At 46.2% G+C, this 14,208-nt stretch carries 11 protein-coding genes; 9 read left to right on the plus strand and 2 right to left on the minus strand.

Translation table 11 applies throughout. The features are described from left to right. Position 1 precedes the first annotated feature (1 nt). The 6 genes from HJG39_RS07360 to HJG39_RS07385 are packed head-to-tail and all read left to right on the plus strand — an operon-like array spanning position 2 to position 8,559. On the plus strand, positions 2–784 hold the full coding sequence (locus HJG39_RS07360; RefSeq protein WP_268408245.1) for an ABC transporter ATP-binding protein: 783 nt from the start codon (positions 2–4) through the stop codon (positions 782–784). Further along, on the plus strand, positions 781–1,848 hold the full coding sequence (locus tag HJG39_RS07365; RefSeq protein WP_268408246.1) for an ABC transporter substrate-binding protein: 1,068 nt from the start codon (positions 781–783) through the stop codon (positions 1,846–1,848). The genes HJG39_RS07360 and HJG39_RS07365 overlap by 4 nt, the downstream gene beginning before the upstream one ends. Next, positions 1,845–3,830, plus strand: a complete 1,986-nt coding sequence (locus HJG39_RS07370) for an iron ABC transporter permease (protein WP_268408247.1) — start codon at positions 1,845–1,847, stop codon at positions 3,828–3,830. Before HJG39_RS07365 ends, HJG39_RS07370 begins: the two co-directional genes overlap by 4 nt. Then, positions 3,814–4,464, plus strand: coding sequence for a nitroreductase family protein (locus HJG39_RS07375; RefSeq protein WP_268408248.1), 651 nt, complete (start codon positions 3,814–3,816; stop codon positions 4,462–4,464). Before HJG39_RS07370 ends, HJG39_RS07375 begins: the two co-directional genes overlap by 17 nt. Further along, a complete protein-coding gene (locus HJG39_RS07380; RefSeq protein WP_268408249.1) occupies positions 4,457–7,222 on the plus strand; it encodes a GNAT family N-acetyltransferase in 2,766 nt (921 codons plus the stop codon). Before HJG39_RS07375 ends, HJG39_RS07380 begins: the two co-directional genes overlap by 8 nt. Before the next feature lie 11 nt (positions 7,223–7,233). Continuing rightward, complete coding sequence (locus HJG39_RS07385; protein ID WP_268408250.1) at positions 7,234–8,559, plus strand: lysine N(6)-hydroxylase/L-ornithine N(5)-oxygenase family protein; 1,326 nt, start codon at positions 7,234–7,236, stop codon at positions 8,557–8,559. A 419-nt stretch (positions 8,560–8,978) separates the two neighbouring features. On the opposite strand, the gene HJG39_RS07390 is transcribed toward HJG39_RS07385, so the two are convergent. Further along, the gene (locus HJG39_RS07390; protein ID WP_268408251.1) at positions 8,979–9,437 is read right to left on the minus strand and encodes a MarR family winged helix-turn-helix transcriptional regulator; all 459 of its coding nucleotides are present in this window, start codon (positions 9,435–9,437) and stop codon (positions 8,979–8,981) included. Between the two features lie 233 nt (positions 9,438–9,670). Then, positions 9,671–10,633 (minus strand): MBL fold metallo-hydrolase, encoded by a 963-nt coding sequence (locus tag HJG39_RS07395; protein ID WP_268408252.1) that lies wholly within the window; start codon positions 10,631–10,633, stop codon positions 9,671–9,673. 242 nt (positions 10,634–10,875) lie between these two features. Between HJG39_RS07395 and HJG39_RS07400 the strand changes: the two genes are divergently transcribed. From HJG39_RS07400 to hmgA, 3 genes are all read left to right on the plus strand, one after another. Next, entirely contained in the window at positions 10,876–12,579 is a 1,704-nt protein-coding gene (locus HJG39_RS07400; RefSeq protein ID WP_268408253.1) for an FAD-dependent oxidoreductase, read from the plus strand. A gap of 3 nt (positions 12,580–12,582) precedes the next feature. Continuing rightward, on the plus strand, positions 12,583–12,807 hold the full coding sequence (locus HJG39_RS07405; RefSeq protein WP_268408254.1) for a DUF2783 domain-containing protein: 225 nt from the start codon (positions 12,583–12,585) through the stop codon (positions 12,805–12,807). 70 nt (positions 12,808–12,877) lie between these two features. Next, the gene (hmgA, locus tag HJG39_RS07410) at positions 12,878–14,182 is read left to right on the plus strand and encodes a homogentisate 1,2-dioxygenase (RefSeq protein ID WP_268408255.1); all 1,305 of its coding nucleotides are present in this window, start codon (positions 12,878–12,880) and stop codon (positions 14,180–14,182) included. Positions 14,183–14,208 lie beyond the last annotated feature (26 nt).

Here is a 14,208-nt window from a genome sequence, read left to right on the forward strand (position 1 = left end):
CTTGATTCACTTTGACAACATTCAAGTCAACATTAATAAAGCCGCTATTTTACACTCCGTTAGCGGTCATATACCCGAGGGCGCAATCACTGCACTTATCGGCCCCAATGGTTCGGGAAAAAGTACCCTACTGTCGGTATTAAGCGGCTTACGCGCCCCCAATGGCGGCCAGTGCTTTATTGGTTCAAAAGAAAAAAAGGCTGACTACAAACGCTACAGCCGTGCCGATTTAGCCAAGCAAATTGCGTTGCTACCGCAGCGTAATCCTGTGCCAGCAAGCTTATCAGTGTCGGACTTAGTGGCGTTTGGCCGCCATCCACATCGTCCTTGGTATCGCAATTTAAGCAGTGAAGATAAAGAGCTGATTGATTGGGCGATGAAGGAAACCGGGATTTGGGATTACCAAAATCGCGCACTCACCCAGCTTTCTGGCGGGGAATTACAGCGTTGTTGGTTAGCGATGGTATTAGCGCAAAACACGCCTGTGCTGATGCTGGATGAACCAACCTCATGGCTGGATATTTCTCACCAAATCAGTTTATTGAAAATTGTTCGCCGACTTAACAAAGCGCACGGCAAAACCGTGGTTTGGGTATTGCACGATCTTAACCAAGCCAGTGAATTTAGCGATCATGCGATTTTATTGAATCATGGCAAAGTGGTCGCTCAAGGCACAACAGATGAAGTGATTACGCCAACCTTGGTTTCCGACGTATATGAAACCAAAGTGAAATCTCATCAGTTGGGTGACAGCCATATTCTTTGGCCGGAGTACAGTGCATGAAGTCTCGCGTGTTTACTCATGTTGCCAGTTTCATTGCACTTATGACCAGTGCAATGTGTGTTTCTGGGTTGGTTCAAGCTCAAACACAAATTCAAGATGAGCAAAAAGTCCGCGTATGTTTGTCGACTTGTGTGGAATTAGCGCAGCCTGCCAAACGCGTCATTGCCCTAAATTGGTCGGTCATTGAGATGCTGTTGTCACTTGAAGTAGAACCTATCGGCGTGACTCAAGGTAACGGCTATCGCAAGTGGCAATCGAATCACCCTGCACTGCCTGAAAACGTAACAGAAGTGGGTCGTCGCCAAGAGCCGGATTTGGTCAGTATCGCTAAATTAAAACCCGACTTAATTATCGGCTACAACTTCCGGCATGCTCGCTTACACTCTGCATTAAGCCGCATTGCCCCCACGTTGCTGTATCAACAATTTCCACAAAAAAGCGATGACGTGCCAAGTGATGCGCAAAACGCCTCCAATCCCCACGCGAAATTCTTGTATTTTGATGCGGTTCCAAGCATATACAGCGGCATTGCCAAAGCGGTTGGCAAAAGCCAACTCGCGCAACAAAAGCTGGCCAATATGGAGTCAGAAATCAATAGCCTGAAAAACACATTGCATAGTGCAGGTTTTGCAGAATATCCGGTAAGTTACGCCAAATTTGTGGGCATGGGTTATGGCTTGCGTGTGTTTGGTCCGCAAAGTGTCGCGGGTACGGTCGCACAAAAAATCGGGTTAACCTACCGCTGGCAGCGCACGCTTCCGGGTAAAGACTTCACACATTTGCAACTAGAACAAATGAGTGAATTAGCCAATTCCCATATTATTTTGGCCGACAATCAAACCAATAATGATCGTATGTTAACTTCGCCGGTTTGGTCTGCTTTGCCTTTTGTTAAAGCCTCGTTGATTTCCCAAACACCGGCATTGTGGAGCTTCGGCGGCCCGGATTCTATTTTGCGTATGGCACATGCCTTCACCGATTCCTTGCTGGAATGGAAAGCCACGAGAAAAACAGATAACCAACAAGCGCTAACCACAAACACGCAACAGGGGGCGAGCGAATGAAGCACTCTCTTCCTGTTTTGTTAGTCATGATAGGTGCGCTCGGTTTAGGCATTTGGGGCTATTTAGCTACGCATCCGAGTATTCCCGAGGCAGAATTACTCAGCGTAATGATGCAATCCATTTGGATCCCAACTGCCATTATGGCGATATTTACAGGTGCCTTGTTTGCCAGTTCAGGGTTATTAATTCAAACCACACTGGATAACGACTTTGCTTCGCCGTCCACTATTGGCATTGCCTCTGGTGCCTTACTTGGCGCGGTGTTAGTGCGCATGTTACTACCCGATGCCACCCTTTACGCCGTTTGGTTAGGCGCGTTCAGCGGCGCGGCATTTTTATCGATTCTAGTGCTATTAGTCAGCCGCTTAATTGGCGGCGGCAAATTGCCAGTGATTTTAATCGGCATGGCATTAGGGCTTGGTGCTGGGGCGATTGCTTCTATCTTCCTAATTTACTTTGAGCATCAAACCGATGGCTTGTTCATTTGGGGCAGCGGACAAGTGCTGCAAACCTCCTCCAGCGCATTAGAAGCTACCGCCCTACCGATGCTGGCATTGTTGTTTGGTTCATTGCTAATTATTCCTAAACTATCCTTGTTTGTACTGGGTGACGACCACGCCAAAAGCTTAGGGTTAGCGGTGAACCGCTGGCGCTGGCTTATTTTATTTTTGGCGATTGCACAAGCTTCATTAGCCACAGCGTTAGTGGGTATGATTGGTTTTGTTGGACTTATGGCACCGCATTTAGCGCGCTACCTTGTACAGTACAGCAAACAACTTGGTCAGAGCACTCGCCAACAAATTGCCAGCCACACGTTATTTCCACATTGGTTATTTACCTTGGTGGTGGGTGCAATGTTGGTATTGTTCGCGGAATGGTGTTCTCGTAGCTTATTGTTCCTAGGTTATCGCCTGCCCACAGGTGCCTTTACCGCTCTGTTAGGCGCACCGTTTTTCATCATGTTGTTGTTACATCGTAATGGTCGAGCGCTGGCGGCAACAGAAAGTCAAAGCATAGGTATCAAGCCGCTGCTAAAAACCCGAGCCGGCGTGACGCTTAGCGTATTATTAGCGCTATTAATTGCCAGCATTTATTACTGGTTGCCGCAAAGCAGTGCCGATGAATTCTTCCAAGGTAGCCATACGTGGACACAACACCGCATTTTGCTTGCTGGTTTGGCTGGTTTTGGCCTTGCTTGCGCAGGGACACTGCTACAAACCTTATTCCGCAATCCAATGGCAAGCCCAGATATTTCTGGCGTCAGCGCCACCTCGGTATTGGTCATCGCCTGTTTGTTAGTGCTATTCCCGGCAGCTAATCAACTCGCCTTGAGCGTGGCTTCACTAATTGGCGCAGGGATGGTGGTCTTTTTGCTGTCTAAAGGCTTAAAACATCAATTAAGCGTGTCACAAGTGGCGCTGATTGGTATCACCATTACCGCCTTTGCGGGTACAGCAACCCATATCTTGTTGACCTTTGGTAGCAGCACGGCCTCGGTTACTTTGATGTGGTTAACGGGCACAACTTACGCTGCATCTATGGATCAGTTAATACCATTAATCAGTATTCTCATTATCGCTGCTTTGGCAATTTTGCCCTTCCTTCGCGACTTAGACATTCTCCCGCTTGGCGAAACCATTCCCGGCGTGTTAGGCATTCCCGTGATAAAACGCAACCGCTGGTTGCTTGGCGTCGCGGCTCTAGTTACCGCTGTCTGTGTTGCCAGCGTGGGTGCCATTAGTTTTGTTGGCTTATTGGCTCCCCATTGCGCTCGCTTACTGGGTTTATATCGACATTCACATTTATTGCCCGCCGCAGGCATGACCGGCGCAATATTACTAATTTGGGCCGATGGTTTAGGTCGTACTTTACTTGCTCCCAATGAAGTTGCTGCGGGCCTTGTGGTTTCTATGCTCGGCAGCCTTTACTTCTTATTACTGTTGCTTATCGGATACAGGAAACACAATGACCGAATTGCTTAATTTCCTAACAGAACGTGTGTCTTACCACGTTCATGAACTCACTCAACCAGCGCCAAACAAAACGCAGCTTCAGCAAATTCTGCGCGCTGCAATGGCAACCCCAGATCACGGCAATTTGACGCCTTGGCACTTCGTTGTTATTGAGCAACACCAAATCAGTAAATTCATTGATTATCTGCGCACAGCGTGGCTCGCTAGTGATGAACAGGTTGACCCACAACAAGCTAAGCGTTTAGCCAATTACTTAGAGCAAGCGCCCTGTATGATTTTAGTATCGGCGGACATTCAGTCGCACAAAGCGGTTTCCGATCAAGATCAGTTGTTTTCCGCGGTTGCCTGTTGCCAAAATATTCTATTGGCCGCCGACGCAACCGGTTTTGGTGGCGTTTGGTACAGCACAGATGCGGTTGAATTACCCAATGTACGACACATTTTGGGCCTAGAAGAAAACCATAGCCCAGTAGGTTTTCTAGTATTAGGCACACCAACCAATACCCGCGCGAAAAAGCGCAAAGACCCACTACATTTTACTTACGAATGGTTGGGTTCAAATCATCTCCAAAGGTTTGAACCCGATCCCGAGCAAACCAACCAACCCAATATTTCTGCTTTAAAAGAGATAAATAATGACTAATGAATCTACTCATTACCTAAGTCATCAAGCATTTTTTAACAGCTTATTGTTGGAAACCGACTTAGGGGACGTTGTTACACAATCAACGGGTAGCAAAGTATTGGTGCAAATAACCAATGGTAAAACACTGCATTTGCCATTGGCTTATTTGTCGCCAGCTAAACGCCATCGCTACACTGGTGAATGCTGGCTATCGGACAACGCTGTTAATCAAGGCGAGCCCAAGCGCATTGATTTTGTTACCGCCATTAACCTCGTGATGCAACACCACTTCGATGATATCGATATGGCTGAAAAAGACCGCTTTTTAACGCGCGTATCGGCCTCCGATGCGTACGTTAAGCGCGCTGAAGCATTCCGATTAAATCCCAAAGATGTGCCTAACCGCAATGCCTTTATTGAATCCGAGCAATCGTTAACCGGTGGGCACAGTATGCATCCTGCACCAAAAAGCTGTGAGCCACTTAGCGAAGACGAGCAACGCCAGTATTTGCCCGAATTTGGGCAACACTTTGCGATTCAATGGTTTGCAGTGCAGCGTTCACACCTAACCGGTGATGCAGTAAAAGGCGATTTAGCTTCTACGTTAACTCACTTTTTCAATGAACAAGTGCCAGCACAAGCACAACAAGAGCTGACGGCACTAGGTGACGACTGGTTGCCGTTACCAATGCATCCGTTACAAGCTCGTGCGTGGCTGGCATCCGAAGATGCACAAGCGTTAACCGATGTGGTTAAGCCGCTTAGCATCACATCAGAAGGCTGGACGGGCACCTCCTCTTCACGCGCTATTTATCACCCACATTCAGAGTGGATGCTAAAAGTGTCGTTTCCGGTGAAGCTCACCAATTCATTGCGCTTGATGAGTGCTGGAGAGGCGAATCGTGGCATCCAATTCAGCAAGTTGCTGCAAACGCCCGCAGGTATTGAGCTTAAGCAACGTTTGCCAGATACGGTTTTTGTTGAAGAGCCCGTATGGGCTTCCATCACCAATCACCAAGGCGAAAGCATTGATTTATCCTTGGTTTGCTTTCGTGAAAACTGCTTTAAAGAGGCGGCTGAGAGCCCGTCTGAATCAAACCAAAAATCGTTAGCGCAAAGTAGCTATTTATTAGCATCTGCAAATCAGGTTTCTGCTGCAAACGCGCAAACACAAGTGGGTCGATGGGTGTCTGCTTTTGCAAAAGAAGCGAAAATGACACCGCTGGCAGCAGCAAAAAGCTGGGTAGCTCAGTTTATGGATAAGGTGATTCATCCGCTGTGTATTGCCCGCAGTGACTACGGTATTGTACTGCTCGCACATCAACAAAATGTGCTCCTAAACATTCAAAAAAATCAGCCGGTTGGCGTGATTATTCGTGATTGTCAGGGAATGGGATTAACTGATACCGCCTTAATTCGCTTTAAAGAAGTCTTCGACAAAGAAGACGCCGAATATTTTATGACAGCGCAAGCCCTAAACCCGTATCAAAACTACTATGTGGTGGGCAACACTTTACTGAATACGCTGTCAGCGATTGCTGCAGACTTACAAGTTGAGGAGGCCGAATTATGGCAACTTTGCCAGAGCAAGCTCGATAAATGGCGCTTAGCGCGTCCACAAGATATTTCGTTTTACGACTATATGTTGGATTCGCCTAAGATAAGCTGGAAGCGCAATTTCTACTGTTTTGCTGGCAACCTTAACGAAAACACCCTGCCTGATCCGGCGCAAATTTATTGCCAGATTGAAAACCCACTGCATCTGGAAATTGAAACCACTCGGGTTTATAAAACCTTGCCCGATAAACGTGAAATCGTCATTAAAGACACATTTTCAAGCAACGACGCATTGTCGTTTACCTTTAGTGAATTAGGCCAAAAACCTGTCAATTTTGAGGCGAGCAAAACCGGCAATCAAGTCACCCTTAGCAGCGCAGAGCCCATTAACGATGCCATGCTCTGCTGCGCGGCGATGGAACATGCGCTGTACAGTACGAAAGCCGAACACATCAGCTTGCACGCACTAAGCACAAGCGACTTGCAAAGTCTGGAGACTTTTTACTTGGGCGTGACTCAACATGCCAGCCTAACCTTAGCGCAATTTGTTGAAAGTTCACCAACGTGGCTAAGAAAGCCTGTTGAAATGCAAGCTACAGAAGAAGTGACAGCAAGCAATGGGATTACTCACCCCATTCGACCAAGCAAACCGAAGGGCGTGATTTTCGAACGCTATTTTTATCATTTGAATCGCACCTTAACGCTTCGAGTGCTTGATATTGAGCGTGACCTACATTGCTTTAATTATTGGCATAACGTGCCGGAAACCGCCAAGGTGTGGGAGCTAGAAGGCGCCTTACAAAGTCATCGAGAATATCTGCAAAAACAAGCCGACGATGCACATCAATACTGCGTTATTGGTGAGTTCGACGGCGTACCTTTTGGTTATTTTGAGGTGTATTGGGCGCCAGAAGATCGCTTAGGGCCACATTATCAATGCGAAAACTTCGATAGAGGCGTACACATTCTGGTGGGCAATATGGCCTTCAGAGGAAGCATTTATTTCGATACATGGGCAAAAGCCATCATCCAATTCTGTTTTCAAGATGATCCTCGTACCAATAATGTCATGGGAGAGCCGAACGCGGCGAATCATCGTGTTGTTGCCATCACCGAAAGGGTTGGTATGGAAAAGCAGTACGAATTCGACTTTCCCCATAAACGTGCCGCTCTGCTTCAATGCAAGCGTGCTCGATTCTTCCAACAATTCGCAATTTAGGTAAAGAAACAATGAGCACAAATAATCAACTTGATCTTATTGGTGTGGGCATTGGCCCGTTTAACTTAAGCATTGCGGCACTTTCAGCGACAAAGCCGCAATTATCATCGCTATTTTTTGAGAAAAAAGAAGAATTTGCTTGGCATCCCGGGCTATTGCTTAAAGATTCCAAAATGCAAACCTCATTTTTAAAAGACTTAGTAACTGGTGTTGATCCAACCAACCCCTATAGCTTTTTAAATTATTTGGTGTGCCAGCACAAATTGCACCCATTCATGGCATCAGGGCAAACCGTTATTTCGCGTTTGGAATTTTCCGACTACATGGCGTGGGCAGCACATCAAATGCCCAACACACGCTTTAACAGCCCGGTAGAAGCCATCGATTATCACGACGGCGCCTTTGTTGTCACCAGCAAAGGGCAAGAATATCGCAGCCAACATTTGGTTATGGGTACAGGTACTCTGCCCTACACGCCAAAATGTGTAGAAGGCTTTATGGGCAGCCAGTGCTTTCACGCTAGCGAGCTGGCTTTGCATAACCCCGACCTAACCAACAAGCGTGTTGCCATTATTGGCGGCGGTCAAACGGGTGCAGATGTATTCCAGCACGTTTTTGACAACAGCTTTGGTAAACCCGCGTTTATTAACTGGGTATCAAGACGCCCGAATATTGAATCATTAGATGAAGGCTGTTTCACTGATGAATACTTCATGCCGGACTATGTGAACGGTTTCTATCACTTAGACCAAAACAAGAAAGATCGTGAAGTATCGCGCCAAAAACTCACTAGCGACGGTATTACCACCGAATGCTTAAAAGGCATTTATCAGCGCCTATATCACGACAAATACGTGTTACGCGAGCCAAATTGGTGGAGCATTCAACCCAATCAAACCTTGGTGGAAGTGGACAAAACGGGTGGCGGTTTTAGGATGCAACTGACCCATGGCTTAACCGGCGCAACCTCCTTTGTTGACGCTGATGTGGTGATTTTGTGTACGGGCTTTAAACGTGGCTTACCTAACTGTTTAGCTAAGTTGATGCCGCAAGTGGAAACCGATGCCTCAGGTCAGGCGATATTGTCGGAAGATTACGCGGCAAAATGGCAAGGTTCAAACAACAACCGCATTTACATGGTTAACGCTGGCACTCGCTCTCACGGTATCGTTGAACCACAACTCAGCCTTGCCGCTTGGCGCGCTGCAAAAATTATCAATAACATTTGTGACGAGCAAATTTACGATATTTCAGAAAGCAACCATGTGTTGGATTGGGGACTATTCGAAGAACACAACCCAAGTCAGCCTGAGCAACGCATGAGCGCTATGCCTTAATTAGCGGCATTGGTTTACGAGCACTCAGGAAACATAGTTTTAGATAAGAGAGGCATTCATTGAATGCCTCTAAAATAAAGATTTTTCAAGCCGTTAAGAGCATCGTCTTTGCTTTAGTTGGCTTAGATAATAATACCACCTAAACCATCGCCTCCAGCCGCAGGGGTTTTCCAATCAAAAAGGTGTTAAAGCCTTCTTTTAGCCAACCTTTGAATGAACTGCTCAATTGAAAAGCTGGTAAGTTTTACCCAATAGCTGTGTTTAATTGTCAGTCACAGAGATTTATCGCAAACTCGCTATGGATACGTCCATGTAGGCTCCACAGGCGACTGATAGTTTGGAATAGGTATGTAGACGCAGAAAAACGAAAATAAATAGGCAGAAAGTGAGTGGCGATACAAGATAGGTAATGACAGAACTTAGTTGTCTTCCATACGCTTGGCTTGTTGCTCTAGTTTTTCTAATGCTTGCATGAAGTTACGATATTCTGAAGCACTCAAACAATCGATAAGTTGGTCTTCCCAGCTTAATGCTTTAGGCACTAATTGTTGAAATAAGTTATTGCCTTTATTGGATAATGAAAGGTAGGTGGCGCGATTGTCGTTTGGTACTTTTTCTTTAATTAATAAGCCTTTTTCATCCATGACTTTGACGGTGCGCGACACTTTGGATTTGTCCATAAAGGTGATGTGAACTAGGTCTTTTGCGTTCATGCGTCCGTTTTCTGCAAGGCGCGCCAAAATGCGCCATTCTGGAATGGAAAGGCCGAATTCTTGTTGGTAAATTTGTGAGCACGAATCGCTTATTTGGCTAGCAAAATTCGCCATACGATAAGCAATAAAGTCGTTTAGAATGAGTTTTCTGTCGTTACTCGCCACGGCGTGCCTCTATTATTTTACAAGGTTGGATGATTTATATTTTGTGATAACGATTGCTCGCTAACCCCGCCTGTTAGCAATTAGCGCTGTCGATTACCGATGGAAATTACCCCGATTCGCCGTGAACACTTCCTTGTCTCCTCTCATGTAGATTACGCAGTCGCTTCCTTGCGGCTGAGGGTCTGCTTTTCATTATCCTTCGGTAATCTCGTTTTTGCCGTCGGGCGCTGTTGCTAATCCTGCAACTGATCCCACACCATTTTGTCGCGCTCTGCTGTCCAAATGCGTGGCCAGTCAATGCCGTCCATTTCGTCCCACAAACGCTGGACATCGAATGGTAAGCAGTGCTCGAAAATGGGCCATTTTCCGTATTGTGGTGCAAGGTGCTCGTGGGTGGCTTCGAAGGCTTGTTTTAATGTGCCGCCAGCACGATGTACTTCACCCACTTTTTCAATCATGCCTAATAAAAAGCCGCGCGTTTGTTCAATGGCGGCGTCCACAGCTTGTCGCCCTTGTGCCACTTCCCCTCGCCCACCAATGAGCGTTTCGGCTTGATAAGCTTTGATTTTATCTAAGGTGCTGCTGGACCAATCGAAGTGAAACCCATCACCGGTATACAAGGCGGCAGCCGATTCCACTAAATCACCTGCAAATAGAATTTTATGTTTTGGCAACCACGCACAAATGTCGCCAGCAGTATGACCTCGGCCACAATATTCCAACACTAAATCACCGCGATCGCCGCCAAGCGGTATCACCAGTTTATCGGTAAAAGTCAGGTCGGGATGGGTTAAACCGGGAATGTCTTCTGGTTCACGAAAGAGTCGTGGCATTCGACCATATTCACTTAGCCAGTCTTCTTCACCTCGCTCATTAATTAAAAACCGCGTGGTTTCATGGGTGACGATGGTTTGTGCATGAAATGCGGATGCGCCCAGCACGCGCACGGCATGATAGTGAGATAACACAAGGTATTTTATCGGCTTTTTTGTATGTTCTCGGAGCTGCGCTAGCCAATCGGTAGCGGCTTTGGGAGTCGCTCTCGCCTCAAAGGCAATAAGAAAATCTTCTGCTTCTATCGCGCCAATATTGGGATCGCCTTCAGCGGTTAATGCATAAACGCCATCCGCTAGGATTTCGAAGGATTCTTTCTTTTCGGTTAAATCAGCAGACGACGCAAAGGGTTTCTTAGCCATAACACATAATCTCATTTTCAACTATTCTTAGGCGTTACTGTCACAACTTTCGCTACAAAAGGCAAGCAACGCGAATTAATAGCAGAATAATTTACACTAAAAGCAGTTAAATGAGAGTTAAATTCCACCAAAATAGTTGCAAGTGAAACTATATAGTGCTATTTCTAGCACCAGAGTCGCAGCTAAGACTAAACATTATTTTCTTTAATTCCATTTACACTGAAAACTTAGGTCTACGCACAATGCACACACCTCACGTTAATCCTGTTTATGCTTACCGTCATAGCCCAGACCAAGATAGTCCAACTCCTGTTCACCACCCTGTTATTATTGTCGGTGGTGGCCCATGTGGATTGGCTGCCGCACTTGATTTTGCAACACACAATATTCCGTGTGTTGTTCTTGACGACAACAACACTGTCAGCGTTGGCTCTCGCGCCATTAGTTTTGCTAAACGCACATTAGAAATTTTCGACCGCTACGGTTGTGCCGATCCCATGGTAGAAAAAGGCATTACTTGGCAATTGGGCAAGGTCTTTTTTAAAGACGACCTTGTTTACGAATTTAATTTACTCCCTGAAGATGATCACAAACTGCCCGCTTTTATTAATTTGCAGCAGTATTATTTAGAAGAGTACATGGTGAATCGCGTTGAGCAGCGCGACAGCATTGATTTACGCTGGCTACAAAAAGTCACTCATGTGGATTCGCAAAAAGACATCACGCGCATCACGGTTGAAAACCAAGAAGGCAGCTACGAGATGACCTGTGACTATTTGCTTGTTGCCGATGGTGCCAACAGTAAAATTCGCACTCAACTTGGCTTAGAAAGCAAAGGTCAAGTCTTTGAGGACCGCTTCTTGATTGCCGATGTGCATATGAAATCTGATTTTCCGAAACAGCGCTGGTTCTGGTTCGATCCGCCTTTCCATAAGAATCAATCGGTCTTGTTGCATCGCCAAGCTGATGATATTTGGCGCATCGACTTCCAACTAGGTTGGGACGCCGACCCAGAAGAAGAAAAGAAAGAAGAAAATATTCGCCCACGCCTAGAGCAAATGTTAGGAAAAGACGTGGAATTCGAGTTGGAATGGGCCAGCGTTTATACCTTCCAATGCCGCAAGATGGATGACTTCATTCACAACCGCGTGTTCTTCATTGGTGATGCCGCTCATCAGGTCTCGCCTTTTGGTGCGCGCGGCGCAAATGGCGGCGTACAGTCGGTTGAAAACCTTGTCTGGAAAATGGCTAATGTCATGAAAGGTTATGCGCCAGAACCATTATTGTGGACATACAACGACGAGCGTCAACACGGCGCCGCAGAAAATCTCATGAACTCGACCCGCTCCACGGATTTCATTACGCCGAAAAGCGAAATGAGCCATATTTTCCGTGATGAAACCTTACGACTTGCGAAAAAGCATGCCTTCGCTCGCCCCTTGGTCAATAGTGGTCGTTTGTCTAAGCCTTGCGACTATCGCCACTCACGCTTAAATACCTTTACGGGTGATGATTTTAACTTAGGTGTAGCGCCGGGTTTTGTGTGTAAAGACGCCCCAATTCAAAAGCAAGGCGAAAACGCGTGGTTGATGAACCAGCTTGGTACGCAATTTAGTCTGATGCTAAATATTGATGTACCAGCTAATGAATGCGATGCATTAAAAACGCTTATCCAAGAAGTGGTCAATGTCGAACCGAAAATACGCGTACTCATGATCAGCAAAGATGCGAAAAACGCGGTTGAATTTAGTGCGTTAGACAACGCAAAAGACATTAGCTTAATTGAAGATACAAAGTCCCTCATTCAAGAACGCTATGATTTGCACCCCGGTAGCGGTTATTTAGTGCGCCCAGACCAAATTGTCTGTGCTCGTTGGAAAACCCTTAGCATCCCATCTATAAAAGAAGCTCAACAACGTGCCCTTGGCCGCTTTATCGAGGAGTAAATCATGGAAAAACAATTAAATACCGAACCTAATTTCGTTGACCCTGACGCCTTTTATGAAGCGCTAATGGACGCGCATCGTACATTGACTCGGGAAGACAGCGAGCGTTTTAACGCGCGCTTGGTGTTGTTATTAAGTAATCATATTGGCGATATAAAGGTGCTTAAAGAAGCACTCGCCATTGCGGGTGATTTAGAACCACTTGAAGCTGACACGGCTGAGGACTAATTCGCTATCGAAACACAAAAGAACACACTAAACGCAAAACAGAAGTAAACAATAAAATAGTGGTACCCCTATGAACACAAACGCAGAATTAACCTACCTAAATGGCTTTGGCAACGAACATGAAACCGAAGCCTTATCAGGAGCCTTACCTATTGGTCAGTTCAGCCCTCAACAATGCCCGTACAAGTTGTATGCTGAGCAATTCAGCTCAACCGCTTTTACCGCGCCAAGAAACAGTAATCGACGTACTTGGATGTATCGTATTCGCCCATCAATTGCTATGGGCGATTACCTACCAATGGATAAAGGCTTAATTCGTACCGGTCCCATTACCGAAGCGGTGTGCCCGCCGAACGTGATGCGTTGGGATGCTGTCCCAATGCCCGATGGTAAAGTTGATTTTGTGCAAGGGTTAACCACAATTGCTGCCAACGGTGATGCTAAAACTCTAACAGGCATTGGCATTCACGTTTATACCGCCAACACCGGCATGGAAAATCGCTTCTTCAACAATGCCGATGGTGAAATGCTCTTCGTGCCGCAACAAGGTGAATTAATGGCTTACACCGAATTAGGCAGATTGCATGTTAAGCCCGGTGAAATTATGGTCATTCCACGTGGTATCAAGTTCAAAATTGAGCTGCCTAATGGCCCTGTGCGGGGTTATATTTGCGAAAACTACGGCGGCGATTTTCACTTGCCGGAACGTGGTCCAGTTGGCGCAAATGGCTACGCCAACGACCGAGATTTCCAATACCCAACGGCTTGGTTTGAAGATAAAGACGGCGATTACAGCCTAATCACCAAATTTGGTGGTGAATTATTCCAAGCTTCGCTCGACCATTCTCCTTGCGATGTGGTTGCTTGGACTGGCAACAGTGCTCCGTATAAATACGATTTGTCTCGTTTTAATGTGATTAATACGGTGAGTTTTGATCATCCCGATCCTTCCATTTTTACCGTATTAACCTCACAAACCAACACACCGGGTACGGCTAACTGTGATTTTGTCATTTTCCCTCCTCGCTGGATGGTAGCAGAAAACACCTTCCGTCCACCTTGGTATCATCGCAATATCATGAGTGAATTTATGGGATTAATTGAAGGTGTTTACGATGCTAAAGAAAAGGGATTTGTGCCGGGAGGTATGAGTTTACATAACTGCATGACACCACATGGACCAGAGGCAGAAGTATTTGAAAAAGCCAGCAACGCAGCATTAGCGCCGCAGCGTTACGAAAATACTCTCGCCTTTATGTTTGAATCTTGCTACCCCATTGCGCCCACTAAATTCGCGCTAGAAAGCGACATTCGCCAAAAAGATTATTTGCAATGCTGGGGAGACCTGAAGAAATATTTTGACGGAAACCGGTAACATCAAAGCTTGCTTCCAAGCAGCAA

This window comes from Alteromonas sp. a30 (assembly GCF_026788005.1).
Taxonomy (GTDB): domain Bacteria; phylum Pseudomonadota; class Gammaproteobacteria; order Enterobacterales; family Alteromonadaceae; genus Paraneptunicella.

What these genes read in the sequence shown, in the direction of transcription:
- HJG39_RS07365 (WP_268408246.1), top strand. Translation starts at nt 781, where the DNA reads ATGAAGTCTCGCGTGTTTACTCATGTTGCCAGTTTCATTGCACTTATG.
- HJG39_RS07395 (WP_268408252.1), bottom strand. Translation starts at nt 10,633, where the DNA reads ATGGCTAAGAAACCCTTTGCGTCGTCTGCTGATTTAACCGAAAAGAAA.
- HJG39_RS07375 (WP_268408248.1), top strand. Translation starts at nt 3,814, where the DNA reads ATGACCGAATTGCTTAATTTCCTAACAGAACGTGTGTCTTACCACGTT.
- hmgA (WP_268408255.1), top strand. Translation starts at nt 12,878, where the DNA reads ATGAACACAAACGCAGAATTAACCTACCTAAATGGCTTTGGCAACGAA.
- HJG39_RS07380 (WP_268408249.1), top strand. Translation starts at nt 4,457, where the DNA reads ATGACTAATGAATCTACTCATTACCTAAGTCATCAAGCATTTTTTAAC.
- HJG39_RS07370 (WP_268408247.1), top strand. Translation starts at nt 1,845, where the DNA reads ATGAAGCACTCTCTTCCTGTTTTGTTAGTCATGATAGGTGCGCTCGGT.
- HJG39_RS07405 (WP_268408254.1), top strand. Translation starts at nt 12,583, where the DNA reads ATGGAAAAACAATTAAATACCGAACCTAATTTCGTTGACCCTGACGCC.
- HJG39_RS07400 (WP_268408253.1), top strand. Translation starts at nt 10,876, where the DNA reads ATGCACACACCTCACGTTAATCCTGTTTATGCTTACCGTCATAGCCCA.
- HJG39_RS07385 (WP_268408250.1), top strand. Translation starts at nt 7,234, where the DNA reads ATGAGCACAAATAATCAACTTGATCTTATTGGTGTGGGCATTGGCCCG.